Origin of the sequence: Miniimonas arenae, assembly GCF_006351005.1 — a bacterium.
Classification (GTDB): domain Bacteria; phylum Actinomycetota; class Actinomycetes; order Actinomycetales; family Beutenbergiaceae; genus Miniimonas; species Miniimonas arenae.
Genome location: NZ_VENP01000007.1, coordinates 50,918 through 76,401 on the forward strand (window position 1 = coordinate 50,918; position 25,484 = coordinate 76,401).

Consider the following 25,484-nt stretch of genomic DNA (forward strand, 5'->3'; position numbering starts at 1 on the left):
CCGACCCCCGCCCCGCCGTCGGCGCCTCAGAGCCCGACGGGCACCCGCGTGACGAGCCCGACGTCGGCCAGGAACCAGGTCAGCGCCGAGACCGCCATTCCGGTGGCCACGGAGTTGCCGCGCACGGTGGAGATGCGGAGCGTCATGTCGACGGCCGACTCCCCCGGCGCCTGCGCGACCAGGGTCGAGCGAGTCAGCGGCAGCAGGTGCTCGCCGAGCGCCCACGCCGTCCAGCCCGTCAGGGCGACGGCCTCGGGGTTGAGGATCGCCACCAGGTCGGCGATCGCCGACCCGAGGTAGCGCGCGGTGCGCGCGATGGTCTCCAGAGCGGCCGGGTCGGGCTCCGGCGCGGCGAGCTCGCCCGCGAGCGCCTCGATGACGTCGCGCTGAGCGCCGACCCGCACGAGCGGGTTGTCGGGGTCGATCTCGCGCAGCGTCTCCAGGATGCCCGGCGCGCCGACGTAGGCCTCGACGCACCCGCGCCGCCCGCACCGGCAGGCGCGGCCGTCCAGCACGAGGAGGGAGTGACCCCACTCGCCGGCCGAGCTCGTCGCGCCGCGCAGGATCTCCCCGCCGATCACGATCCCGGCGCCCACGCCGGTGCCGAGGTTGATCGTGATCATCGAGTCGCAGTCGCGCCCCTCCCCGAACCAGAGCTCGGCAGCCGCGACCGCCTTGAGCGGGTTGTCGACCACGACCGGCAGGGCGAGCCGCTCCCGGATCCGGTCCACGCCGGTCTCGTGCCACGTCAGCTCGGGCACCACGACGGACGTGCTCCCGCCCCGCACCACGAGACCGGGCAGCGAGACGCCGACGGCGAGCACCGCCTCCCGCTCGGCGCCCGCGCTCGCGAGCGCGGTGTCCACCGCGCGCTCGATGCCGTCCACGACGTACTCGACCGTGTGCTCGTGCTCGTCCCGGTGCACGACGGCGGACTCGACCTCGTCGAGGGAGGTGTTGAAGACCGTGGCACGCACGTACGTCTCCGCCACGTCGACGCCGACCACGAGACCTCGTGCGGCGTTGATGTGGAGCACGCGGGTCGGGCGCCCGATCCCGCCGGAGGTGGTCCGGCCCTCGGTGACGATGCCCGCGGTGATCAGCTCGCCCACCACGGTCGCCACCGTCGCCGGGCTCAGCCCGGTCTCGCGCACGAGCTCGTTGCGGGACGCCTCCCCCGCCACGAGCAGCGCCTTCATCACGTCGAGTCTCGACTCGCTCCTGATGTCGCGCGACGTCAGTCGCTGGACCGCCACGCTCACCCCCACCTGGTTCCGGTCATGGTAACCACGAGCAGCTCTGCGCACCGCTGAGCCTCGGTGAGCACACGTCTCGCGCCGTCGGACAGGGCCGCCCGACACGTCGTCCGGCGGCGTGGCGCCGTCACTGCGGCGTCGGCTCCGCCCACGCCCTGCGCAGCTCCGGGACGCCGGGGCCCGCCATGCCGCGGACGAGCAGCCGCACGGCGCCGGTGTTCCACGCCGCCGGCAGCCAGGTCCGGTGCGCGTCACCTCCGGTGAACCTCGGACGTGCCGGGTCGTCGAGCCAGACCCGGCCGAGCAGCTCCCGGCCGGCCACCACCGAGACGCGCACCTGCTGACCGGCGAACCGCAGCGACAGCCCGCCCGCGGGCACGCGCAGCGCCAGGACGCGCTCCTCGCCCGGCTCGAGGGCCAGGGGGAGCTCGATCGCGTCGGCCGTCTCGGCCGCGTCCGCGACCCGCGCCAGGTAGACGTCGTCCGGCTCGGGCTGCACGCTCCAGTCCCGGACCTCGCTCAGGCGCAGCAGCCGGGCGGCGCCCAGCGATCCCGGCAGGTGCGGCAGGGTCACGGTGACGTCGCGCCCGCGGCCCGGCTCGAGGTGCAGCCAGGGCTCGTGCGCGCTGACGAGGCGAGGCTCGCCGTCGAGCGTCACCTCGACCGCGCCGGGCACCCCGGACAGGTGCAGCGCGTAGTGGTGCTCACCGTCGATCGGGAGCGTGCGGCGGTAGGTGATCGGAAGCCCGACGCGGGTGCTGCTCCAGCCGCCGAGCGTGCGCAGCGGCGCGGGCCGGCCGCTCCACTGTCCTTCGACCCGCCAGAGCGCGCCGACGTCGTCGCGCCCGGTCACGGCCCACACCCGGCCGAGCCCGCGCAGCGAGCCGAGCCGCAGGCCCGGCAGCCGCGCGTCGTCGAAGTTGGCGTGCCCCCACGTCTCGGCCGTGACGGCGACCTCGGTCGCGTCCGCGACGTCGAGCAGGGTGGTCGCCCCGAACGGCGTGAGCGTGCGGTGGGCGATCGACGCGTCCCCGTCGCCCGTGAGCAGCGCGACGTCCAGGATGTCGCCCGCGCCCTCGAGCAGCAGCTCGCGCACGTCGGCCACGGAGGCGCGGTAGTGGGTGCGGCCACGCCACACCCCCACCTCCTCCGACCAGGGCGCGACGGCGTGCCGCTGCGGTGCGGGCAGCTCCGCCGCCCGCAGCGCGCGCAGCGGCCCGAGCTCCTGCGCCTCGTCGGAGACGGGGGTCGCGGCGTCCGCGTCGGCGTCGGCGTCGGCGTCGGCGTCGAGAGAGGCTGGGCCCGCCACGTCCCGCGGGTGCACCACCTCGACGTCCCAGGTGGAGTCGCCCACGGCCACCCGGTGGCGCACGGTGGCCCCGGGCGCAGGCGCGTCGACCTCGAGGACCGTTCGCTCGCCGTCGGGCGCACGAAGGACCAGCGCGCTGCGGCCGGTCGCCGCCAGCGTGAGGCCCGTCGGGTCGGCGGCGACGAGGTCCGCGGTGGCCAGCTCGAGCGTGCCCGGCAGGCCGAACCGCGCGAGCGGCAGCTCCGCCAGCACGAGCAGGCAGATCAGCCCTGGCAACGGCGCGCTCACCCGATCGGGCCCGACGGCGAGGCTCACCTCGGCGTCGACGTCGCCGAGGTTCGGCACGGCCAGCAGGGTCGCGCCGCTGGGCATCCGCAGGCGCGAGGGCGAGGCGCTGGTCGGCGCGTCGGTCGCGTAGGCATCGTCCGCCGCCTCGGGCAGTCCGCGCGCGAGATCGGCGCCGAGCAGCCGGACGAGGGCCGCGAGCACACGCGCGTCGGCGAGCTCCGGACGCGCCTGCCCGACCGGGGAGAGGAAGCCGTGGAAGTCGTAGTCGTGGGCCATGAAGCCGGCGGGGTCGCCCCAGTTGCCGACCGAGGGCGTGAAGCCGACGTTGTACCCCGACGCCTGCAGGTAGGGCGCGACCAGACCCGCGCCGCTGGCCACGAGCCGGCGCAGGGTGGCGTGCGCACGGTTGGTCTCGGTCACCAGGAGCGGCAGGCCGCGCTCGGCGAGCAGGTGACGGTACCGGCGGACCTCGGGCTCGACAAACGGGGAGCGGTCGTCGGGGTAGAAGTTGCAGGCGGGCACGACACCCGGCACGTCCCCGGTGGCGCCGGCGAGATCACCCTGCCCGGCGCACGCGATCAGCGGCACCTCGATGCCGTGCGCGCGGGCCATCTCGGCGAGCGCGCCGACGTACGCGGTGCGGTCGCGGGTGTCGAAGAAGTCCAGCTCGTTCTCCAGCTGGACGGCGACGACGCTGCCGCCGCGGCCGAGCTGGCGCTCGGCGAGGATCGGCAGCGCGCGGTCGAACCAGGCACGCACCGCGTCGAGGTAGCGGGGCTCGGCCTGCCGAAGGCCGTCGGTCCCGGCGAGGCCGAGCCAGGCCGGCAGCGCTCCGCCGTCCCACTCGGAGCAGATGTAGGGCCCGGGGCGGGCGATCACACGGAGCCCGGCCTCGTGGGCGAGGTCGAGGAACGCGGCGACGTCGCGCCGACCCGTGAAGTCCCACTCGCCGGGGGCGAGCTCGTGGAAGTTCCACGGCAGGTAGACGTCGATCGCCTGGTACCCGGACGAGCGCACCTGAGCCAGCCGGGCGGACCACAGCTCACGCGGGATCCGGAAGTAGAACAGCGAGGCGCACAGCACCACCTCGTCCAGCCCGGGCAGCCCCGCCCCGCTCGGCTCCGGCAGGACGCCGGCCGGGGCCGGCTGCTCGACGACGGTCATGCGACACCCTCCGGGGCGGTCGGGACGTACTTCGCGAAGATCGCGCTGAACAGGAACGCGTTGACGACGGCGATCGCGGCGAACCCGAAGGCCAGCCACAGCAGTCCGTAGCCCACGAGGTGGGGGTAGAAGATCGTGATGACCACGGGCAGGCCCGTCGTCAGGAGCATCGCGAGCGACGCGAAGAGGTGGCGCAGCGACATCTTGCGGGCGTTGCCCAGCACCTCTCTGGTGGACCCCTCGAACTTCGCGAGGTACGGAAACACGAAGAGCGCGCCGATCACAGCCTGGAACGTGACGAGGAACAGCACGATGTAGAGCGCGAACCGGATGATCGAGGCGATGGCCAGGCCGTCGGCGATGAGGAACCACGCGACCAGCACGACGGCGAGCCCCACCACGATCCCGAACAGCGCCGTCGCCTGCCGCAGGTTCTGTCGGAAGGACCGGCGGTAGCAGTCCAGGACCGACTCGCACTCGCGGTCGACGATCTTCAGCGCGGTGTAGTTCAGCGCGGTCAGCGACGCGCCGATCGTCACGATCGGCAGCGAGGTGAGGACGAACACCAGGTTCAGCACCATCACGTCCGCGACCTTGCTGAGGAACCGCAGGAGCGCGGAGTCCGCCTCGAAGATGCTCGTGCTCACGTCGTCCTCGTCTCGTCGTGGTGGGCGGGTGGAGCCGGACGTCCGATCGACGTCCGGCCCCACCCGGATCGTGCTGGGTGTCGTGCGGGATCGTGCAGGGGGAAACGGACTACTTCAGGCCCTGCTCCGAGGCCCAGGCGTCCATGTCCGCCTGGAGGGACTCCCGCACCTCGTCGTAGCCGGCGGCCGCCAGCTCGGCCCGCATGTCCTCGATGGCCGCAGCCGGGTCGTCGAACTTCCCGTACATGAGCTGGGGCAGGTAGGTCGAGAGCACGCCGCCGATCGTGGCCAGCGAGGAGTCGATCGAGTCCTTGTTGAAGACGAGGGTCTCGTACGGGTAGTCCTCCGCGACGGCGTCGAGCGCCTCGTACGTCTCCCACTTGTTCGGGGCGTCGGTCACCTTGTCGTACTCGTACTCGTCCATCCGGCCGCCCCAGAAGTTCGAGCCGAGCGCGTCGGTGGAGGAGTCGTAGCCCTCGGGGTAGTCCAGCTTGCCGTCGTCGGTGAGGATGTAGTCGGTGCCCTCGATGCCGAAGTTCAGCAGGTCGTAGTCCGTCTGGTCGTTGCGGATCAGGTCGTAGACCTGCAGCGCCTTCTCGGGGTTCTTCGAGGCCGCGCTCACCGCCATCGCGCCGTGCGTCTTGAGGTCCTTGAAGATGTTCCCGTTCTCCTGACCGAAGTAGAACATCTTCGGGCCCGAGCCCTCCTGCTTGGTCGTCATGTTGTTGACGATCTGGGTGAGGAAGGTCTGGGTGTGGTGCTGGTCCGCGCCGGACAGGCCCGCGTAGAACTCCTCACGGGTGTCGCCCGTGTAGTTGATCGCGTCCTCCCGCCACACGCCCATGTCGTTCCACTCCTTGGCGAGCTCGGCGGCCTCGAGCAGCGCGTCACCCTCCATGAAGTTGGAGCTGATCGTGTACGGGTCCGACTTCGTGGTCTCGAAGATCGAGTAGTTGCCGGTCGCGACACCCTGGAGCGTGATCGCGTCCGTGTGCCCCTGCAGGTAGCCGGTGAGCGCGGCCATGTTCGCGCCCGCCACGTCCCAGGGGTAGGCCTCGGGCTGGTTGTCCTTGACCCACTGGAAGTACTGGGTGAAGTCCTCGAACTTCGTGATCTCGCCGTTCGCGAAGCCGGCCTCCTTGGCCCAGTCGCCGCGGTAGAAGAACCCGTGGTTGGTGTACTGCGTGTAGTTGTCCTCCGGGATGAAGTAGATCTCGCCGTCGAGCTTGGTGAGGTCCCAGTCGCCGGAGGCCGAGACCTGCTCCCAGGTCTTCGGGGCGTTCTCCTTGAGCATGTCCTCCGACAGGGGCAGGAACGCGCCCTTCTCGGCGTTCTCCCAGGCGAACAGCCAGTCGGTCGCGGTGGTGACGAGGTCGACCGAACCGTCGTTGGCGAGCAGCTGCACGTTGTACTGGGTCTGCCAGTCGGCCCACTCCACGTAGTACAGCGAGAGCTCGGCGCCCGCCTGCTCGCGCAGGTTCGCGTTGAGCTCGTCCAGCATCGCCTCGAGCCGGCCGTTGGTCGGCTTGTCACCGAGCACGAGCATCGTGATCGGGGTGATGTCGCCCGACGCGCCGCCGTCGGCGTTGCCGCCGTCGCTGTCGCCGCCGCTGCCGCAGGCGGCGAGAGCCACGCTGGACAGCGCGAGGGTGGCGGCGACCGCCCCCGCCTTGGTGATCGTTCTGCGCTTCATCGGAGAATCCTCTGCTCCCTTGTAGGTGATTCCGGGTGGTGCTGGTCGTGGTGGTGGATCCGGTGGTGCTGGTTCTGGTTCTGGTGCTGGTCGTGGTGGTGGATCCGGTGGTGCTGGTGGTGCTGTCTGGTGAGTCCTGCGGGTGCCGCGCGACGCTGCGGGTCGGGACGGCGCGAACCAGCCGCCCCGCAGAGCCGGCGGGTCCGGGGGTCAGCCCTTGACGGCGCCGACCGTGAGGCCGGTGACGAAGTACTTCTGGACGAACGGGTACATGAGGACCACGGGCCCGGTCGCGATCACGGCGGTCGCCATCTTGAGCGTGTTCGACGGCAGCTGCGCCACGCTGACGTTCGCTCCGGCGACCGAGTTCTTCAGCGCGTTCGCCGTGTTGACCACGTTGTAGAGGTAGTACTGCAGCGGCTTGAACTCGACGGCGCTGCCGAGGTAGAGCGAGGAGAGGTACCACTCGTTCCAGTAGCCCAGTGCGAGGAAGAGCCCGACGGTGGCCAGCGCCGGCTTGAGCATCGGAAGGACGAGCTGGAGGAAGATGCGCAAGTCGCCCGCGCCGTCGATCTTCCCGGACTCCACGACCTCCCACGGGATCGAGCGGCAGAAGTTCTTCATGAGGATGATCAGCCACGGCGTCATGAGCAGCTGCAGGAACACCGCCAGGTACGAGCCCTTGAGGCCCAGCACCTGCGTCACCCACAGGTAGGTGGGAGCGAGGCCCGCGGAGAACAGCGTCGTGAAGTAGATGAAGAACGAGAGATAGTTGCGGTAGGCGAAGTCGCGGCGCTGGAGCGCGAAGCCCGTCATCGCGATGACGAAGAGCCCGATGGCCGTCCCGAGCACGGTCATGACGATCGTCACGACGTAGGAGCCGGCGATCGCGCGTGGGAAGCGGAAGATGAACTCGTACGCCTCGGTGGAGAACTCCCGCGGGAAGAGCCCGAAGCCGTCTCGCATGATCGAGGCCTCGCTCGAGAAGGAGGCCGAGATGATGAGGATGAACGGCAGCGCGCAGAAGATCGTGAAGAGTGTCACGACGACGTAGGAGACCCCGCGCAGCGCGTAGTCGCTCGCGCCGAGCTTGACCTTGGTGGTGCCCGCCTTCGTCGCCGGCAGGGCTGCAGCTGTGGTGGTCATGGTGGCTCCCGGTCAGAACAGCGCGTAGTCGGGATTCATCCGTCGCACGATCCAGTTGCACAGCATCACCAGGGCGAAGCCGAACAGCGACTGGTACAGGCCGACGGCCGTGGACGAGGTGAAGTTGTTCTGGGAGACGATCATGCGGTAGACGGAGGTCTCGATGATGTCGGTCGTCTCGAAGAGCACGGCGTTGTTGCCGATGAGGTTCCAGAACAGCCCGAAGTTTCCGCGCATGATCCCGCCGAGCGAGAAGAGCAGCAGGATGATGAAGGTCGGCTTCAGGCTCGGCAGGATGATGTAGCGGATCCGCTGCCACGCCGAGGCGCCGTCGATGGCCGCGGCCTCGAACATGGTCGAGTCGATGCCCATGATCGCCGCGAAGTACACGATCGATCCGTATCCCGTGCTCTGCCAGAGGAAGAACAGGATGATGATGAGCGGCCAGATCCCGGCGGCACTGTAGATCTTCACGGGGTCGCCGCCGAACTGCTCGATCAGCGCGTTGACGGCGCCGGTGTCGTAGTTCAGGAGGTTGAACGCGATCACGCCGATCAGGACCACCGAGATGAAGTACGGCAGGAACATGATCGTCTGGCTGATCTTCTTGAAGTACTTCATGCGCATCTCGTTCAGCATGATCGCGAGCGCGATCTGCGAGATGTTGCCGAGCACGATGAAGGCCAGGTTGTACAGGATCGTGTTGCGCGTGAGCAGCCACAGCTGGCCGGACTGGATGAGGAACTCGAAGTTCTTCATCCCGACGAACGGGCTGCCGAAGATCCCGTCCCGGTAGTTGTAGTTCGTGAACGCGATCCAGCTGCCCGGCATCGGCCCGTAGGCGAACACGAGGAAGTAGATGAGCGCAGGCAGGCACATGACGATGAGGACGCGCGACTGCTTGAGCCGGCGCATCGTCGTCTGCTTCCGGGTCGGTGGCGGCTCGAGCTCCGTGAGCACGGCCGTAGCGGCCGTCACGGTCGCCTCGGGCGTCGTCGTGTGGCACTCATCCCAGGTTCTCCGCCTCTCTGCGGTGGGTCCGACGTCGGCCCGGCGCCTCAGCGCACCGGCCCTCGGTCGTTGTCGTGGCCGTTACATTAACCCTTAGAACAACTCCTGACCAGTGGGTCGGGTCACTGTTTGATAACGATCACATCGCCGGCACGCGGCGTCCGACGACGCGCAGGCCCGTGGGCGTCGCGACGACGTCGTGCACCTCCGCTCGCACCCGCGGGGTGTTCATGCCGCGGTGCAGGACGAGCACGAGCTCGCCGTCGTGCGTGGTCAGGAGCATCCCGTGACCCGCGTTCCCCGCCACGAGGACCTCGCCCTGCTGCCACGGCCCGAGGAGCGAGCCGGACGGTGAGATCGCCTGCGTCTCGACGTACTCGCCGGTCACGACGTCGCTCCCCGGCCGGTAGGACGCCCAGAGCATCGCGAGCGCACCACCCGGCAGCCGGTACGGCTGCGGGCCGTCGGTGACGTAGGGCGCGAGGGCCTGCGTCGAAGGGGTGATCGCGGTGAACCACGGCGCCTCGGACGCCCGGAAGAGGTGCACCGGCGCTCCGGCGACGGCGAGCTCCTCCGTCAGCGGTACCGCCTCCATCGTCCCGTCGAGCACCTGCACCCACTCGTGCGCGTACACGAGCCACGGCGCGCCGTGCTCGTCCCGCACGAGCGTGCCGTCCAGCGCCATGAAGTCCCCCGGGGTGTGGGGCGCCGAGGGGTCCAGGAGCTCGAACGGCCCGCGGGGGTCGTCGGCGACGGCGAGCACCGTGCCTCGGCGGATCGGCCGCAGCGTGTGCTCCCCCGCCGCACCGATCAGGTCCACGACCGTCCCGCGCTGACGCGTCGGGGGCAGCGGGTCCTGCGGCGCGTGCAGCGTCGTCGCGAGCACGAAGCGGTCGCCCCACGCGTGCACCTCGGGTGCCCACGGCGCCGCGTCCGGGCTCGCCCAGGCGCCGTCCGGCACCGTGAACACCACCTCCGGCGACCCCCACGTGCGCAGGTCGGGACTCCACCAGGCCAGCACGCCGGTGCCGACCGGTGCGGCGTAGTCGCTGCCGTCGGGGATGTGGTGCGCCCACCGCCGGGAGTCGAACGAGGTGTACAGGAGGTACCCGTCCTCGACGGCGAGGACGTACGGGTCGTGGCAGGGCACCTCGTCGAGGGCGTGGGGATGCGCGCGCATCGCGCCAGCGTAGGAGCGCGCACCGCGTCAGCCCGGCATGACGGCGCGCCATGGCCCCCTCCCGCGCCCGAACGGGACTGAAGTCCCACGAAATCGTTCCGGCATCCGGGACGCCTGCCGCGTTGCCCTCGCGCGAGCGCGTCGGCCCCGACCGTGGGAGCACCCGCCCGACCGAGCGGCCGTCGCACCGGCGACCGACTCGGCACCGCACCCCCGAGGAGCCCGCCATGACCACTGACACGACCACGCTCGTCCCGCCGGCCGAGTCCACCACTCCCACCCCCGCTCCCACCCCGACCCCGTCCCCGCAGCGCCGCCGGTTCGAGGCCACGCTCACGGGCGGCACGCCCGACCGCGTCCCCGTCACCGCGTGGCAGCACCACATCCCCGCGGAGTCCGACGTCGAGGCCCTCGCCGACCGGGTGGCCGCCGACACCGCGCGCTTCGGCTGGGACTGGATCAAGATCAACCCGCGCGCGACCTACCTGCCCGAGGCGTTCGGCAACACCTACGACCTCGCCCGCTACACCGGCGTCCTCCCGGCGCGCACCCGCACCCTCGTGCGCACCCCCGCCGACCTCGACCTCGTGACCGACGCCGCCGACGCAGCGGTGCTCGCCGACCACGTGCGCCTCGTCGCGCTGCTGCGCGAACGCGTCGGCGACCTCCCGCTCCTGCCCACCGTGTTCTCGCCGCTGTCGGTGCTGCTCGAGCTGACCGGCACGCCGTCGTACGTCTCGGCGCTCCAGCCGGGCGACGCCCGGCCCACCGAGGTGCTCGCCGGCCTCCTCGCCGAGCGCCCGACGGCGGTCCACGCCGCCCTGCGCGCGATCACCGACACCCTGGTCACCTATCTCGGGCGCACGCGCGAGGCCGGCGCGGACGGGGTGTTCTTCGCCGTGACGGGGACGGCCCACCGCGACGTCGCGTCGCCGCAGCAGTTCTCCGAGCTGTCCACGCCGTACGACGACGAGGTGCTCGCCTCGGTCCAGGGCTGGCGCGTGGTGCACACGTGCGGCCCGTGGGCGCACCCGGAGTGGCTGGACCGTCCCGGCGTGCACGCCGTGCACTGGGACCAGACGGCGCCGGGCAACCCGACGCTCGCCGAGGCCGGCCGCACGCTGCGCGCGACCGGCGTCGGCGGCGTCGCGCACCTCGCGGCGGGCGACGGCGAGGTCGCCACCGTCCGCGACCAGGCCCGCGCCGCGCTCGAGGGTGCGGGGCGCGCGTTCCTGCTCGCGCCGTCGTGCTCCGTCCCGCCGAGCGTGCCGGACGCCGTCTACGCGGCGCTGCGCGACGCCGTCGGGCACGAGGAGGGCGCCGAAGCCGCCGAGACGCGCTGAGGCGCGCCGCCGAACCGCGCGACCCCGCGCCGCCGCTCCCACGAGCGTCGGCGCGGGGTCGCGCCCGGCCCGACCTCCGCCGTCAGTCGACGGCCTCCGCGCTGTAGAGCAGCACGTGGTCGGGATTGACGCGTGCGTCGACGAGTCCCGTGTGCACGAGCACCGAGCCCGGCAGCTCGACCCCGAGGTGCTCCCCCACCTGCCGCAGCCGGGGCGCGTGCCCCTCGTGCAGGTCGGCGAGGTAGGCGGAGTGGTCGCGCTCGACACCCCACCACTGCGGCGGGAGCAGGCCCGACGGCGCGCTCCCCACCAGGACGGGCGCCACCCGGTAGCGCCGGTCCGGGTCGAGCCCCGGGAACCGGAGCCGGCCCAGCAGCGCCGTCTCGTGCGTCGCGACCGAGGCGAAGGAGTAGATCGCTCGGGAGCGGTCCGGGCTCACGACGCCCGACGCCGTGAGCGAGGCGTTCGGGAAGTCGACGCGGACGAGGTCGCCGCGCAGCAGGAGGCCGCGCTCACGCTTGTAGAACGCGATCCACTCGGCGAGCTCGGCGCGCTCGCGCTCGCTCGCCCGGCGCAGGTCCCACTCGATGCCGAGGTGGCCGAACAGGGCGGTCGCGGCGCGGAAGTCGAGGTCGTGGGACCGGCCCGTGGTGTGCGAGACGCCCGAGGCGATGTGCGAGCCGAGCAGCTCCGGCGGGAGCAGCTGACCGCTCCAGCGCAGCATCTGCTGCCGCTCGAGCGGGTCGATGCAGTCCGACACCCACACGCGGTCGGTCCGCTCGAGGATGCCGAGGTCCACGCGCGCACCACCCGAGGCGCACGCCTCGATCTCCAGCCCCGGGTGGGCGGCCCGGATCTCGTCCATCAGCCGGTAGACCGCGAGGGTCTGCGCGTGCACGCCCGGCCGGCCCGCGGGTCCGCTGCCGGCGTCGACGAGGTCGCGGTTGTGGTCCCACTTGATGTAGTCGATCCGGTACTCCGCGAGCATCGCCACGATCGCGTCGCGGATGTAGGCGTAGGCGTCGGGGTTGCCGAGGTCGAGCACCTGCTGGTGGCGCGAGGGCACCGGCATCCGGCCGCCGGTCGCGAGCACCCAGTCCGGGTGCGCGCGGGCGACGTCGGAGTCGAGGTTCACCATCTCGGGCTCGAACCACAGGCCGAACTGCATGCCGAGGTCCTTCACCCGGTCGACGAGCGGGTGCAGCCCGTCCGGCCACACGTCGGCCGACACGGTCCAGTCGCCGAGGCCGGAGTAGTCGTCGCGCCGGGAGCCGAACCAGCCGTCGTCGAGCACGAACCGCTCGACGCCGAGCGACGCCGCGATCTCGGCGAGCTCGAGCAGCGGCGGCAGGCGGTGGTCGAAGTAGACCGCCTCCCACACGTTGATCGTGACCGGTCGCTCGACGTCGGGGTGCTGCGGGCGCGACCGGAGGTAGCGGTGGAAGCGGTGCGCCACGCCGTCGAGCCCCTCGCCGTAGGAGCCGTAGAGCCACGGCGAGGAGTAGTGCTCGCCCGGGGCGAGGACGACCTCGCCGGGGAGCAGGAGCTCGCCGCCGCCCAGCACCTGCTCGCCGGTGGACAGCCGCTCCGCGAGGTGGGTGTGGTTGCCGCTCCAGGCGATGTGCACGCCCCAGACCTCCCCGGAGCCGAACGAGAACGACGGCGTGCCGGCGTGCAGCACGGTGGCCGCGTCCGCGCCGGTGCGGCCGCGGCGACCCTCGCGCAGGTGCGTGCCGACCGTGAGGGCGCGCCGCTGCGGCGAGCGCTCGCGACCCCACTGACCCGCGAGGTCGAGCAGCTCGCGCGCGACCGGCGGCACCGGGTAGGCCAGCACGAGGTCGTCGAGCTGGTACGCGTCGGCACCGGTGTTGCGCAGCAGCGCGCGGGTACGCAGCAGACCGCCCGGCGTCAGGCCGATCCGCAGCTCGAGCGCGAGACCCGCGACGTCGTCGACGGCGAGCACGGTCGCCTCCGCGGTCCCGCGCTCCAGGAGCACGGGAGTCTCGCCGTTGGCGTCCTGGTCCACGCCGTCGATCACCAGCGCGGTGGTGGTGAACGCGGGTGACCAGTCCCGGCCGCCGCGCGAGCCGCTGATCCCGGGGCGGCCGAGCCAGCCGGTGCGCGCCTCGGGCAGCAGCGCGACGCGCACCGGCTCGTCGACGATGTTCGGCGCGATGACGTGCACCCCGGTGAGGGCGAGGGTCTGCGCGTCGGCCACCGTCAGCGCACCCAGGTCGGCGCCCCAGTGCAGCACCGCGGGCAGGCGACCCTCGGCGAGGTCGATCACGACGCCGACACCCTCGGCGTGCAGGTGGAGATAGGCGTTGACGGGCTTGCTCATCGGTGAGGTCCTTCGGCTCGGCTGGGCATGGTCGGGGCACCGCGCGTCCAGGCGTGCCGGACGGCGGCGGTCGGGTGCTGGGGGCTGGGTGGTGGGTGCTGGGTGCTGGGGCGTGCGATCAGGGCTGGTGGGGACGGGCGCAGCGCGCGGGCTCGGTCGGGGCGGGAAGGTCGTGACGCTCAGGTCGCCACGGCCGCCGACGCCGATCCGCCGTCGCCCGCGTCCTCGCCGTCGGGCAGCTGCAGCTCCGCGGCCACACCCGGATCGGGCTCGGCCACCCCGCAGCCGCAGGATCGTCGCCGGACGAGGTCGGTCGGGAGGCTGACGTGGGTGCCGGCCTCGGTGTCGGGCGTACCGAGCAGCTCCAGCGCCGTGGCCGCGAGATCGGGGATGCGCTGACGCGCGGCGGTCAGCGGCGGCCAGCAGAACCGGGACTCCTCGGTGCCGTCGAAGGAGACGACCGCGACGTCGTCGGGCACGCGGACGCCCCGCTGCTGCAGCGCGAGGAGCGCGCCGACGCCCTGGATGTCGTTGCTGGCGAAGATCGCGTCGACGTCGGCGCTCTCGAGCAGCGCCTGCGCCCCGGCGAAGCCACCCTCGCGCGTGAACGGGACGCGCACGATCGGCCCGTCCGGCAGGCCGGCGGAGCGCAGCGCGAGGCGCCAGCCGTGCTCGCGGGGGTCGGGATCGCCGAACCCGCGGTGCCCGATCACGAGACCGATCCGGGTGCGCCCGTGCTCGACGAGGTGCCGCACGAGCATCTCGGCCGCGCCACCCGCGTCCGACCCGACGGTGCGGCGCCCCACCACGGGGCCCGGGCAGTCGATGAGCACGGTCGGGATGCCGGCGAGCCGGAGGCTGCGGCTGCGGTCCACGCGGGCGAACGCGGAGGTGAACAGGAGCCCGTCCACCTGCTGCGCGACGAGGTTGTCCACGATGTCCGCCTCGCGCGCGGCGTCCTCGCGCGAGTCCGCGATGAGGAGCTGCTTGCCCTGTCGCTCGGCGGCCTTGACCAGCTCGAACGTGTACTGGCCGAAGAAGGGGTTCTGGCTGTCGGCGACGACGAGCCCCAGCGTCTGCGTGCTCCCCCGGCGCAGGTTGCGTGCGCTCGCGTTCGGCACGTAGCCCAGCTGGTCCATGGCCTGCAGCACCCGGGCGCGCGTCTCGGCCGCGACGGGCCGCGGTCCGTCGTTCACCACGTAGCTCACGACGGCGGAGCTCACCCCGGCGAGGCGGGCCACGTCGGCGCGGGTCGCCAGGGCGCGCGGCGCCGGTTCGGGATCGGAGCGGCGCGAGCGCCGCGTGCTCGGCTCGCCGGAGCCGGGGACGCCACCGGACATCGTGCCCTCCTTCGTTGCTGGCGCTTGCCAATCTACAGCAGTAGATCACGACGGCAATCTACACCTGTAGACCTGCGGCGTACAGGGCGGGTCGCCAACCGGCATCGCCGCTCTACCGCGGTTCTCCGCTCCGAACTTCCCTCTTGCGCGCTTCGGATCTACACGTGTAGCGTCCCACCCGTTCGACAGGCCCACGACTCCCGTGGGCATCCCAACGAAGGGAACTTGAGGTGAGTGCGAGCACAGTCGCAGACGCGGACGTGAGCACACGCGGCAGAGCCCGAAGGTCGCTCCGCCTGCCGACCGGCCGGCGAGCCGAGCTCGCCACGGCGCTGGTCTTCATCCTCCCGGCACTGATCGGGTTCACGACCTTCTACCTGGTGCCCACCCTGCGCGGCATCTACTACAGCCTGACCGAGTACAACCTGCTGGGCTCGCCCACCTGGGTCGGGATGGACAACTACGTCAAGCTCGTCCACGACCCGCTGTTCTGGAACGCGCTGAAGGTGACGATCTGGTACGTCGTCCTCAACATCACCTTCCAGACGACGATCGCGGTCCTCCTCGCGGTCCTCATGCAGCGGCTGACGAGGTCCACGGCCCTGCGCGGCGCGCTGCTCATCCCCTGGCTGATCTCCAACGTCATCGCCGCGATGCTGTGGTTCTGGCTGCTGGACTACCAGATCGGCCTGGTGAACCAGTTCCTGGACTGGGTCGGCATCCACCGGATCGCCTTCTTCGGCGACGAGGTGTGGGCGATCCCGACGATCGCCTTCGTCAACGTCTGGCGGCACATGGGCTACACCGCGCTGCTGGTGTTCGCCGGCCTGCAGACGATCCCGAACTACGTCTACGAGGCGGCGTCCCTGGACGGCGCGTCCGAGGTGACCGCGTTCCGCCGCATCACGCTCCCGCTGCTGCGCCCGGTCCTCGCGATGGTCCTCGTCATCACCGTGACGGGCTCGTTCCAGGTGTTCGACACGGTGGCGGTCACGACGCGAGGCGGCCCCGTCAACGTCACCCGCGTCATCCAGTACTACATCTACCAGAAGGCCTTCGGGGAGGGGCAGTTCGGCTACGGCAGCGCGATCGCCGTCGTCCTGTTCATCATCCTCGCGATCCTCGCCACGCTGCAGCTGAGGCTGCTCCGCGCCGGCGACTCGGACCTGGCCTAGGAGCGCCCGCCATGACCACGACTGTCTCCGACGCTCGTCCGAACGACGCAGGCGGCGCCCACGACGCCGACGCCCAGGCGAAGGCGCGCGCCGACGCGCGGTCCCGCGCTCGCCGTCGCCGCTTCACGCCCGGCCGGATCGCCGCGTGGATCGTGATGATCGCGTTCCTCGCCCTCACGATCTTCCCGTTCCTGTGGATGCTGCGCACCGCGTTCTCCACGACCCGCGCGCTGCCCACCGACCCCTCCTCGCTCCTCCCGGTCGACTTCACCTGGGGCGCGTTCAAGCGGGTCCTCGGTCTCGCGAGCTTCGACGAGGCGGTCGCCGAGGGCGGCTCGGGTGCGGCGGTGAACTTCTGGCTCTACCTGCGCAACTCGTTCGTGTACTCCACGGCCGTGACGCTGGGCCAGGTGTTCTTCTGCTCGATGGCGGCCTACGCGTTCGCCCGGCTGCGCTGGCCCGGTCGCAACCTCGTGTTCGGCATCTTCCTCGGCGCCCTGCTGGTGCCGCCGATCTTCACGAGCCTGCCGAACTTCATCCTCATCAAGAACCTCGGCCTGCTCAACACGCTGCCCGGCATGATCCTGCCGACGCTGCTCATGACGCCGTTCGCGGTCTTCTTCCTGCGGCAGTTCTTCCTCGGCATCAACCGCGAGATCGAGGAGGCGGCCCGGATCGACGGCGCCGGCCAGTGGCGCACGTTCTTCCGGATCATCCTGCCGATGAGCGTCGCACCGGTCACCACGCTCGGCATCCTCACGTTCATCGCGACCTGGAACGACTACTTCTGGCCCCTGATCGTGGGCAACACCGAGAACACCCGCGTGCTCACCGTGGCGCTCGGGGTGTTCCGCAGCCAGACCCCGGCGGGTTCGCCCGACTGGGCCGGCCTGATGGCCGCGACGCTCGTCGCCGCGGCCCCGATGCTCCTGCTCTTCTTCTCCTTCGCCCGCCGCATCATCGACTCGATCGGCTACTCGGGCAGCAAGTAGGCGTGCCCGACGGCGACGCTCCCGTCGCCGCGTCGGCTCGCCTCCCGCTCGCCGCACCACCCGCTGGGGCACTCGCCCGCAGCGCTCGCTCGACCCCTCACCCACCACCCCTGAGCCCCGCGCGCTCTGACGCCGGTCACCCGAGAGGAAAACCATGTCCAGCACCCGCACCCGTACCCGCTCCGTCGGCGGCGCGCTCGCCGTCGCCGCCAGCCTCACCCTCGTCCTCACCGCCTGCTCCGGCGGGAGCTCCGGCGGGTCCGGCGACTCCTCCGGCGGAGGCGACGCCGGCGACGCGATCGACACCTCGACCGCGTCCGGCGACATCGACTACTGGCTCTGGGACAGCAACCAGCTGCCCGCCTACCAGCAGTGCGCCGACGACTTCCACGCCGCGAACCCCGACGTCACGGTGAACATCACCCAGTACAGCTGGGACGACTACTGGACCAACGTCACCAACGGCTTCGTCGCCGGCACGGCGCCGGACGTCTTCACCGACCACCTGTCGAAGTACCCCGAGTTCGTCTCGCAGGGCCAGCTGCTCCCGCTCGACGCGACGCTCGAGGCCGACGGCGTGGACACCGGCTCGTTCCAGGAGGGCCTCGCCGACCTGTGGGTGGGCCAGGACGGCCTGCGCTACGGGCTGCCGAAGGACTTCGACACCGTGGCGATCTTCTACAACAGCGCGCTGCTGGCCGACGCGGGCGTCGACCCGGCCGAGCTGCAGAACCTCGAGTGGAACCCCGACGACGGCGGCACGTACGAGAAGCTCATCGCCCACCTCACGGTGGACGGCAAGGGCGTGCGCGGCGACGAGCCCGGGTTCGACAAGGACGACGTCGCGGTCTACGGCCTCGGCCTCGACGGCGGCTCGGGCGCCGGCAACGGCCAGACCCAGTGGAGCATGTACTCCGGCACCACCGGCTGGACCGTGACCGACAAGAACCCGTGGGGCACGCACTACAACTACGACAAGCCGGAGTTCCAGAGCACCATCGCCTGGATGCGCAGCCTCATCGAGAAGGGCTACATGCCGAGCCTCGAGGCCGTGACCGGGCAGAGCTCGGCCGACATCTTCGGCGCCGGCAAGTACGCGATGATCACCAACGGCTCCTGGATGATCAACCAGATGTTCGGCTACGACGGCGTGGAGACGGGCCTCGCGCCGACCCCGGTCGGCCCCGACGGCAAGCGCGCCAGCATGTACAACGGCCTCGCCGACTCCGTGTGGGCCGGCTCGGACAACAAGGCCGCCGCGGTGAAGTGGGTGGAGTACCTCGGCTCGGCTGCCTGCCAGGACGTGGTCGGCGCGAGCGGCGTGGTCTTCCCGGCCATCCCGAGCGGGACCGACGCCGCCAAGGCCGCGTTCGAGGCCAAGGGCATCGACGTCACGCCGTTCCTCCAGCACGTCGAGGACGGCACGACGTTCCTGTTCCCGATCACCGACCACGCCGCGGAGATCACCGGCATCATGCAGCCGGCCGTGGACGCGGTGTTCACGGGCGACGCCGAGCCGGACTCGCTCACCTCGGCCAACGACCAGGTGAACGCACTCTTCAACTGATCCGACGAGCTCGGTCGGCACGACCAGCACCACCAGCACGACCACGCGAGGGCGGGGTCCGGCACCGGCCGGGCCCCGCCCTCGCGTCAGTCGGCCGGGGCGACCTCGAGGACCGCGCGACCCACCCGCACGACGTCGACGGCGTCCACGTGGATCCCGTCCGGCACGTCCCGCACGCTGGGGTCGACCCACACGCCCGTCTCGGCGCGCCACGGCAGGAGCTCCAGGACGAGCTTCGCTCGGGCGAGGGCGTCCCGCTCCCGGGTCAGGTCGACGTCCCAGACGCGCCCGTGCCAGAACGTGTCGCTCACGACCGTCTCGCCGATCACCGCGCGGCCGACGTCACCGGTCCAGGTGACGCGGAGCAGGCTGCGGTCGGCGCCGTCGACGAGCTCGACCGGGAGGTCGATCGGCAGCCGGGCGGCGCCGGTGAAGTCCGTCGGGGCCGAGAGCCGGTGCAGCGGCCCTCCCCTGGTCGGCGCCGGGGGGCGGGGCGCCTCGAGGGACAGCCCCTCGGCGAGGCGGGTCGTCCCCGCGCCGGGGAAAGTGACGCGCAGCGTGGTCCAGATCGAGCGCGGTGGTTCGTCCCGCGCCTCACCCGCGACGGCCCGGACGAGGCCGGGCGCCGCGGGGAACAGCGAGACTCGGGCGGTGGCCCGCTCCGACAGGAGCACGAGCCGGCCGTCCCGCGCGTACGCGCCGGCCTCGGTCAGGACGAGCCGGGGTGCGCCGCCGAGGTCCAGGACGGACAGCGCGTCGGCGGTGCGCTCGTCGAGCACGAGGAGGCGAACGCCCGGGAGCTCGACGACGCAGTCCGCGCCGGGCTCGTCGATCGCCACGATCGTGCGCCCGTCCTCGCGGGTAACCCGCCCCGCGCCCGCGACCGCCACGTCGCCCTCGAGCACGACCTCGGCGGGCACGCCGTCGGTGGCGGCGAGCACGACGACGTCGCTCGCGCCGGGCGCACCGACCCGGGTCACGAGGGCGGCGGTCGCGCTCAGCAGCGTCACCGCGTCGGTAAGGCGGTAGCGGATCGGCCACGCCACGCTGACGCCCGCCGGCAGGTCCACGGGCCGGGACGGCACGGTGACCGGACCGCCCTCAAGCTCCACCGTGACCTGGACGGACTCCTGGCCGTCGACCGGGCGCCGAGCCGGCTGGTAGGTGGTGAGGAAGACGTAGCCGCGCTCGCCGTCGGAGCGCACGGCCCAGCGCAGCTCGGCGGGGTCCTCGCTGCCGCCCCCGACGCTCGCGGTCATGGCCGCGAGCGCCTCGCCGTCGAGCGCGAGCCACAGGTTCTGCAGGCGCAGGGCATGAAAGTGCGGACGCAGCTGACCGAACTCGCCGATCGGCGCGTAGAAGTCGTACGTCAGGGTCGGGACGTCGTTCGGGTAGCCGGTCGCGTGCGACTCCTGCGAGGTTCCCCAGGGTCCGCGCCGGATCGTCCCGCCCGCGTACATGTAGTAGCCCTGCCAGACCGACCCGCTGCCGAGCTTGGCCAGCGAGAGCGCGGTGACGTCCGCCGCGGTCATCAGCGGGCGCCGGTGGTACGCGACGTGCATCCCGCCGCCGAGCTCGCACGTGGCGTAGGGAAGCTGCTCGTCGTCCTTCAGCGGGACCGCGTCGGGGTCGAGCAGGACGCCGTCGAGGCTCTCGCGCAGGTCCTTGCCCACGCTCAGGTCGTCGCGCACGGGCGAGTAGCGGTAGTGGAACGCGGCGAACTCCGGCCACTCGGTGGTGGTCTCCTCCCAGAAGCCGTCGCCGTAGGCCGAGTAGACGGGCAGGAGCGTCTCCGGAACCTGGGCCCCGCCCCAGCCGGTGGCGGTCCAGATCGGCACCCGCAGACCCAGCTCCTCCGCGATCGTCCGCAAGGTGGCGAGGTGCTGCGGCTGGTCGTAGAGCTCGTTGTCCATCTGGAGCCCGACGACGGGCCCGTCCTCCGCGTGCGTGAGTCCCACGAGCTGCGCCGCCTGCTCGGCGAACAGCCGTCGGACGAGCGTCAGGTACTCCGGGTCGTTCGTGCGGGTGGCGAGGCCGAGCTCCTCGAGCCAGTCGGGGAAGCCTCCGTAGCGCGCCTCACCGTGGGCCCACGGGCCCATCCGGACGACGACGTCGAGCCCGTGCTCGGCCGCGAGCTGGATGAACGCCCGCAGGTCCAGGTTGCCGGACCAGTCGAACTCACCCGGGCGCGGCTCGTGCGCCTGCCAGAACACGTAGGTGGCGACGGTGTCGAGGCCGCCGGCGCGCGCGAGGCCCAGCACCTCGTCCCAGCGCTCGCGGTCGATCCGGGAGTAGTGGATCTCACCCGTGACGGGGAACCACGGCCGGCCGCCGCGCTCGAGAGAGCGGCTGGTCACGTCGATCCGGTCGGGCGTGCCCTCCGGCTCGCCGAGCGCGAGGTGCCCGCGCCGCGGCTCCTTCGGGCGGCCCACGCGCAGGTGCCTGGCAGCCGGTGCAGCCGGCCCGGCCGGTGCAGCCGGTGCAGCCGGCCCGCTCGGTGCAGCCGGTGTGGTCCGCCCGGGCTCGACCGGTGACGGCGTGGGACTCGTGGTGCTCATGTCTCTCCTGCGAGGCGTGACGGGCGCGGGCGGCCCGCGACAGCGTTCCACGGTAGGCGAGCGTTGACCCTCGCGGGGATGGCCGATTCGATGTGGACCATGGATGAATCCCCGCGCGCCACGCCCGAGTACCTGCGCGAGGGGTTCGCGGGACAGCGCATGGTGGTGGTCGCGCGACCGGTGGTGAGCGCGGCGCTCACCCGGCCGGTGACCAGGCGACTCCTCGTCACCGACGCAGGCTTCTTCCCGCACGCCGCGCGGCACGGCCGCACCCGTCCGGCCGGCTCCCGGGAGCACATCCTCATGGTCTGCTCGGGCGGCGCCGGCTGGTGCCGGACCCCCGATGGACGATTCGACGTGCAGCGCGGCGATGCGCTGCTGCTGCCCGCGGGGGTCTCCCACGAGTACGTCGCGTCCGAACGGGACCCCTGGACGCTGTGGTGGATGCACGTCACCGGGGCGGACGCCGCCGAGCTGGTCCACGCCGCCCACGCGGCGACCGGCGGTGTGCTCTCCCACCTGCGCGACGCCGGGACCGTCACCGCTCTGCTCGCGCGGGTCGTCGACGGCCTCGACGCAGCGACCGCCGGCGGCCTCGTCCGCGCCTCCGGTGCCGCGTGGAACGCCCTCACCGAGGTGATCGCGACCGGACGACGTACCCGCGGGTCGACCCTGGGCCCGATCGAGCGGGCGGTCGAGCACCTGCGCGCCACGGCGCCGCGCCGGACCGCCGTCGAGGAGCTCGCCACGATGGTCGGCCTCAGCACGTCCCAGTTCGGGGCGCTCTTCCGGCAGCAGGTCGGGGTGCCGCCCCTGCGCTACCAGAACGACCTGCGGATGGCCCGGGCGCGGGAGCTGCTGGACAGCAGCACGATGCCCGTGGCCGCCGTCGCGAGTGCGTGCGGGTACGACGATCCCCTGTACTTCTCCCGGCAGTTCACGAAGACGCACGGCGTGCCGCCGACCGCCTACCGCGAGCGCCAGGCCTGATCCGCGACGAGGCCGGGCGGTACCACGACGGCGTAGCCCCGGCCGCGATTTCGTCCATGGAACCAGCGGGTCCCGCCATGCCCACCCGCGCGGCACCTTCCTAGTGTCGTGAGCACCGACGGCGACCCGTCCAGGTCCGCCCGCACCGAGGCAGCCCGCACCGAGGCACTGAGCGCGGCGAGCCGAGAACGACGAGCCGAGCTCCGACGCCCCGAGAGAGGTCCCGCGATGTCCACCACCGAGCGAACCGCCGATGCCACCCGACGGCACCGGCCGCTCCCGCTCGCGACCGGAGCCACGCCGCGCGAGCGGGCGCGGATCCTCCTACCCGAGGCCTCCGCGAACGTGGCGGCGCGCCTGACGTCCGGCGCGGCGGTCGCGTGGAGCGAGCCCCTCACGATCACCACCTACGAGGCGGGAACGCCCAGCGCCTACCCGATGTACCTGGACCAGCGCGTCTACCAGGGTTCCAGCGGGCGCGTCTATCCGCTCCCCTTCGTGGAGAGCGTCGCGGACGACGGCGTCGCGCGGGACTGGCAGGCGGTCCACCTCGAGAACTCCTACGTCCGGCTCGTGGTGCTGCCGGAGCTGGGCGGACGGATCCACATCGGCTACGACAAGAGCACCGGGTACGACTTCTTCTACCGCAACAACGTCATCAAGCCCGCGCTGGTGGGGCTCGGCGGGCCGTGGATCAGCGGCGGGGTCGAGCTCAACTGGCCGCAGCACCACCGCCCCGCGACCTACCTGCCGGTCGAGACGACCATCGAGCACGACGACGACGGCACCGTCACCGTGTGGTGCCACGACCACGACCCGTTCGACCGGATGTCCGCCCAGCACGGCGTGCGCCTGCGCGCGCACAGCTCGGTCCTCGAGCTCGTGGTCAGGCTGCACAACCGCACGAGCGAGCGTCAGACGTTCCTGTGGTGGGCGAACGTCGCCGCCGCGGTCAACGACGACTACCAGTCGTTCTTCCCCGAGGACGTGCGCTACGTGGCCGATCACGCGCGGCGCGCGCTCACCGCCTTCCCGCACGCCGACCGGCCCTACTACGGCGTGGACTACCCGGCACGCGCCGAGGTCACGCCGGGCGCGGACCGGATCGACTGGTACCGCAACATCCCGGTGCCGACGTCGTACATGGTGGTGGACTCCCAGCAGGACTTCTTCGGCGGCTACGACCACGGCGCAGGCGCCGGGTTCGTCCACTGGGCCGAGCGCCGGATCTCCCCCGGAAAGAAGCAGTGGACGTGGGGCGACGCGCCCTTCGGCCACGCGTGGGACGCGCAGCTCACCGACGACGACGGGCCCTACGTCGAGCTCATGGCCGGCGTCTACACGGACAACCAGCCCGACTTCACGTGGCTCCTGCCCGGCGAGACCAAGCTCTTCACGCAGTACTGGTACCCGATCCCCGCCATCGGGCCGGCCCATCAGGCGACACCGGACGCCGCCGTCAGCGTCGACCGCGAGGACGGGATCACGGCCTCGTTCGCCGTCACCTCGCCGCGCCCGGGCGCGCGCCTGCTGATCCGCCGGGGGGACGTCACGCTCGCGAGCGCCACCGTCGACGCCGTGCCCGGCGTCCCGGTCTCGCTGCACGCCGACGGTGAGCCCGACGGCGTCAGCGTCGAGCTGCGCGACGCCGCCGGTCGCCTGCTCGTGGCCTGGGCGCCCACCGAGGTCGCCGACGGCGAGCCGTGGGTCGCCTCGGAGCCGGCGGCGCCCGAGGAGATCGACTCCGTGGAGGAGCTCTGCCTCATCGGCGTGCACCTCGCCCAGTACCGCCACCCCACCCGCTCCCCGCTGCCCTACTGGTCCGAGGCCCTGCGCCGCGACCCCGGACACGTCGGCACCCACCTCGCGCTCGCCGATCGGGACTACCGCGCCGCGCGGTACTCCGCCGCGCTCGAGCACGCCGAGACCGCCCTCGCGCGACTCACGCGACGCAACGCCAACCCGCAGGACGCCGAGGCCTTCTACCTCGCCGGGCTCGCGCTCGCTCGGCTGGGCCGGACCGCCGAGGCCGAGTCGGCGTTCGGCAAGGCGGGGTGGGACGGCACCTGGGCGCCCGCGGCCGGCCTGGAGCTCGCGCGCTCGCTCGCGGCACGCGGGCGCAACCGGGCGGCGCTGCGCGTCCTCGACACGCTCGACGGCGTGGTGGGCCACGACGCCCGACGTCCGGCTCTGCGTGCCGTACTGCTGCGCCGGCTCGGCCGCCCCGACGACGCCGACCGGGTCCTGGCGGCCGCGCTCGGCGCCGACCCGCTCGACGCGACGCTCCGCGTGCTCGCCGATCGGCCGGCTCCGACCGACGCGGGGATCCGCTACGACGTCGCCCTCGACCTGTGGGGTGCGGGCGAGGTGGAGCAGGCTCTCGCGCACCTGGCCGAGGTCGCCGCGGCGCCGAGCACGCCGGCCGGAAGCTGGGCTCCGATCGCGCACTACACGGCCGCCGCGATCCTCGCGGACCTCGGGCAGGCGGACGAGGCGGCCGAGCACCGGGCGGCAGCACGCGCCAGCGACGCCACCTGGGCGTTCCCGAACGGGCTGGACCAGCACGACGTGCTCGTGGCGGCACTGGACGCCGATCCCGGTGACGCGCGCGCCGCGGCGCTGCTCGGCATGCTGCTGTACGCGCACGACCGGCGACCCGAGGCCGCCGAGCGGTGGGAGACCGCCGTCTCCGCGGGCGCCGAGGACCCGGTGCTCCTGCGCAACGCGGGCCTCGCCGCCTACAACGTGACCCACGACGACGCGCTCGCCTGGCGGCGGTACGAGCAGGCGGTCGCGCTCGCCCCCGACGACGCCCGGCTGCGCTACGAGCAGGACCAGCTCGCCGCGCGGCTGGGACACACGAACCCCGAGCGGCTCGCGCATCTGGAGCCCGTGCGTCACCTCGTGCTCACGCGCGACGACCTCACGATCGAGTACGTGGGGCTGCTCACCGCCTGCGGCCGGGCGCAGGAGGCGCTCGACGTGCTCACCACGCGGCGCTTCCACCCGTGGGAGGGCGGGGAGGGCCGCACCCTGGCCGCCTGGGACGCGGCGCGCGACGCGCTCGGGCTCCCGCTCGCCGATCCGCCGGCGAACCTCGGCGAGGCTCTCCCGGAGTTCGTGCCGCCGGTGGCCCGGCACGCCTCCGGCGTCACGGACTACTTCGCGACGTCGCTGCCGGAGCTGCTCCTCTTCACCCGGGGCGAGACCGGCGGACGCTGACCCCAGCGCCACGCGTCACGCGCCAGTGCGACGCCGGCATCGGCCTGACCAGTCTCCACACCACGCATCCCACATCCCGCATCCCGCACGAGGGCGGGACCCGGCGTCGACCGGGCCCCGCCCATGCGTGCAAGCGCTGTGGCTCCACGCGCCCTCGCGCGTGCGGCTCGCGATGCCCGGCGTAGGCCGAGATCCGCAAGAACGAGCGGCTCGTCCGGCCCCGGCGGTCCGGCAACGCCGCATGCGCGGCGCGTACACACCC

At 72.4% G+C, this 25,484-nt stretch carries 17 protein-coding genes; 7 read left to right on the forward strand and 10 right to left on the reverse strand.

The window, feature by feature from the left end; all coding sequences use genetic code 11:
- Positions 1 to 26: 26 nt before the first annotated feature.
- From FH969_RS03445 to FH969_RS03460, 4 genes are all read right to left on the reverse strand, one after another.
- On the reverse strand, positions 27 to 1,307 hold the full coding sequence (locus FH969_RS03445; RefSeq protein ID WP_342776988.1) for an ROK family transcriptional regulator: 1,281 nt from the start codon (positions 1,305 to 1,307) through the stop codon (positions 27 to 29).
- 76 nt (positions 1,308 to 1,383) lie between these two features.
- A complete protein-coding gene (locus FH969_RS03450) occupies positions 1,384 to 4,017 on the reverse strand; it encodes a beta-galactosidase (RefSeq protein ID WP_139986123.1) in 2,634 nt (877 codons plus the stop codon).
- Positions 4,014 to 4,664, reverse strand: coding sequence for a YesL family protein (locus tag FH969_RS03455; RefSeq protein ID WP_139986124.1), 651 nt, complete (start codon positions 4,662 to 4,664; stop codon positions 4,014 to 4,016). Before FH969_RS03455 ends, FH969_RS03450 begins: the two co-directional genes overlap by 4 nt.
- 109 nt (positions 4,665 to 4,773) lie before the next feature.
- Positions 4,774 to 6,357 carry an ABC transporter substrate-binding protein gene (locus tag FH969_RS03460; protein WP_139986126.1) on the reverse strand — a complete coding sequence of 528 codons (1,584 nt, stop codon included), beginning with the start codon at positions 6,355 to 6,357 and terminating at the stop codon, positions 4,774 to 4,776.
- A gap of 35 nt (positions 6,358 to 6,392) precedes the next feature.
- Here FH969_RS03460 and FH969_RS15115 point away from each other — a divergent pair, with 35 nt between their 5' ends.
- The gene (locus tag FH969_RS15115) at positions 6,393 to 6,578 is read left to right on the forward strand and encodes a hypothetical protein (RefSeq protein WP_180359647.1); all 186 of its coding nucleotides are present in this window, start codon (positions 6,393 to 6,395) and stop codon (positions 6,576 to 6,578) included.
- Here FH969_RS15115 and FH969_RS03465 read toward each other — a convergent pair.
- From FH969_RS03465 to FH969_RS03475, 3 genes are all read right to left on the reverse strand, one after another.
- On the reverse strand, positions 6,568 to 7,503 hold the full coding sequence (locus FH969_RS03465; RefSeq protein ID WP_139986129.1) for a carbohydrate ABC transporter permease: 936 nt from the start codon (positions 7,501 to 7,503) through the stop codon (positions 6,568 to 6,570). The two genes, FH969_RS15115 and FH969_RS03465, sit on opposite strands and share 11 nt — an antisense overlap.
- Before the next feature lie 12 nt (positions 7,504 to 7,515).
- On the reverse strand, positions 7,516 to 8,481 hold the full coding sequence (locus FH969_RS03470; RefSeq protein WP_218975250.1) for an ABC transporter permease: 966 nt from the start codon (positions 8,479 to 8,481) through the stop codon (positions 7,516 to 7,518).
- A 172-nt stretch (positions 8,482 to 8,653) separates the two neighbouring features.
- Positions 8,654 to 9,694: a glycoside hydrolase family 43 protein gene (locus FH969_RS03475; RefSeq protein ID WP_139986131.1), complete on the reverse strand. Its 1,041-nt coding sequence runs from the start codon at positions 9,692 to 9,694 to the stop codon at positions 8,654 to 8,656.
- A gap of 227 nt (positions 9,695 to 9,921) precedes the next feature.
- Here FH969_RS03475 and FH969_RS03480 point away from each other — a divergent pair, with 227 nt between their 5' ends.
- Complete coding sequence (locus FH969_RS03480) at positions 9,922 to 11,037, forward strand: uroporphyrinogen decarboxylase family protein (RefSeq protein ID WP_180359648.1); 1,116 nt, start codon at positions 9,922 to 9,924, stop codon at positions 11,035 to 11,037.
- An 82-nt stretch (positions 11,038 to 11,119) separates the two neighbouring features.
- Here FH969_RS03480 and FH969_RS03485 read toward each other — a convergent pair whose 3' ends face one another.
- Together FH969_RS03485 and FH969_RS03490 are read right to left on the reverse strand one after the other, a co-directional pair.
- Positions 11,120 to 13,378: an alpha-galactosidase gene (locus FH969_RS03485; RefSeq protein WP_139986135.1), complete on the reverse strand. Its 2,259-nt coding sequence runs from the start codon at positions 13,376 to 13,378 to the stop codon at positions 11,120 to 11,122.
- Between the two features lie 179 nt (positions 13,379 to 13,557).
- Positions 13,558 to 14,718: a LacI family DNA-binding transcriptional regulator gene (locus FH969_RS03490; protein ID WP_139986137.1), complete on the reverse strand. Its 1,161-nt coding sequence runs from the start codon at positions 14,716 to 14,718 to the stop codon at positions 13,558 to 13,560.
- Positions 14,719 to 14,978: 260 nt separating this feature from the next.
- On the opposite strand from FH969_RS03490, the gene FH969_RS03495 reads away from it, so the two are divergent.
- From FH969_RS03495 to FH969_RS03505, 3 genes are all read left to right on the forward strand, one after another.
- Positions 14,979 to 15,893, forward strand: a complete 915-nt coding sequence (locus FH969_RS03495) for a carbohydrate ABC transporter permease (RefSeq protein WP_108718277.1) — start codon at positions 14,979 to 14,981, stop codon at positions 15,891 to 15,893.
- Between the two features lie 11 nt (positions 15,894 to 15,904).
- Positions 15,905 to 16,885: a carbohydrate ABC transporter permease gene (locus tag FH969_RS03500; protein ID WP_108718278.1), complete on the forward strand. Its 981-nt coding sequence runs from the start codon at positions 15,905 to 15,907 to the stop codon at positions 16,883 to 16,885.
- Between the two features lie 154 nt (positions 16,886 to 17,039).
- Positions 17,040 to 18,452 (forward strand): ABC transporter substrate-binding protein, encoded by a 1,413-nt coding sequence (locus FH969_RS03505; protein ID WP_139986143.1) that lies wholly within the window; start codon positions 17,040 to 17,042, stop codon positions 18,450 to 18,452.
- 86 nt (positions 18,453 to 18,538) lie between these two features.
- On the opposite strand, the gene FH969_RS03510 is transcribed toward FH969_RS03505, so the two are convergent.
- A complete protein-coding gene (locus FH969_RS03510; protein WP_180359649.1) occupies positions 18,539 to 20,884 on the reverse strand; it encodes a beta-galactosidase in 2,346 nt (781 codons plus the stop codon).
- Between the two features lie 204 nt (positions 20,885 to 21,088).
- On the opposite strand from FH969_RS03510, the gene FH969_RS03515 reads away from it, so the two are divergent.
- A complete protein-coding gene (locus FH969_RS03515; protein ID WP_246071684.1) occupies positions 21,089 to 22,000 on the forward strand; it encodes a helix-turn-helix domain-containing protein in 912 nt (303 codons plus the stop codon).
- 228 nt (positions 22,001 to 22,228) lie between these two features.
- Positions 22,229 to 25,222: a DUF5107 domain-containing protein gene (locus tag FH969_RS03520; protein WP_139986147.1), complete on the forward strand. Its 2,994-nt coding sequence runs from the start codon at positions 22,229 to 22,231 to the stop codon at positions 25,220 to 25,222.
- Positions 25,223 to 25,484: the final 262 nt, after the last annotated feature.

What these genes read in the sequence shown, in the direction of transcription:
- FH969_RS03450 (WP_139986123.1), bottom strand. Translation starts at nt 4,017, where the DNA reads ATGACCGTCGTCGAGCAGCCGGCCCCGGCCGGCGTCCTGCCGGAGCCG.
- FH969_RS03460 (WP_139986126.1), bottom strand. Translation starts at nt 6,357, where the DNA reads ATGAAGCGCAGAACGATCACCAAGGCGGGGGCGGTCGCCGCCACCCTC.
- FH969_RS03465 (WP_139986129.1), bottom strand. Translation starts at nt 7,503, where the DNA reads ATGACCACCACAGCTGCAGCCCTGCCGGCGACGAAGGCGGGCACCACC.
- FH969_RS03475 (WP_139986131.1), bottom strand. Translation starts at nt 9,694, where the DNA reads ATGCGCGCGCATCCCCACGCCCTCGACGAGGTGCCCTGCCACGACCCG.
- FH969_RS03480 (WP_180359648.1), top strand. Translation starts at nt 9,922, where the DNA reads ATGACCACTGACACGACCACGCTCGTCCCGCCGGCCGAGTCCACCACT.
- FH969_RS03485 (WP_139986135.1), bottom strand. Translation starts at nt 13,378, where the DNA reads ATGAGCAAGCCCGTCAACGCCTATCTCCACCTGCACGCCGAGGGTGTC.
- FH969_RS03490 (WP_139986137.1), bottom strand. Translation starts at nt 14,718, where the DNA reads ATGTCCGGTGGCGTCCCCGGCTCCGGCGAGCCGAGCACGCGGCGCTCG.
- FH969_RS03500 (WP_108718278.1), top strand. Translation starts at nt 15,905, where the DNA reads ATGACCACGACTGTCTCCGACGCTCGTCCGAACGACGCAGGCGGCGCC.
- FH969_RS03505 (WP_139986143.1), top strand. Translation starts at nt 17,040, where the DNA reads ATGTCCAGCACCCGCACCCGTACCCGCTCCGTCGGCGGCGCGCTCGCC.
- FH969_RS03515 (WP_246071684.1), top strand. Translation starts at nt 21,089, where the DNA reads ATGGCCGATTCGATGTGGACCATGGATGAATCCCCGCGCGCCACGCCC.
- FH969_RS03520 (WP_139986147.1), top strand. Translation starts at nt 22,229, where the DNA reads ATGTCCACCACCGAGCGAACCGCCGATGCCACCCGACGGCACCGGCCG.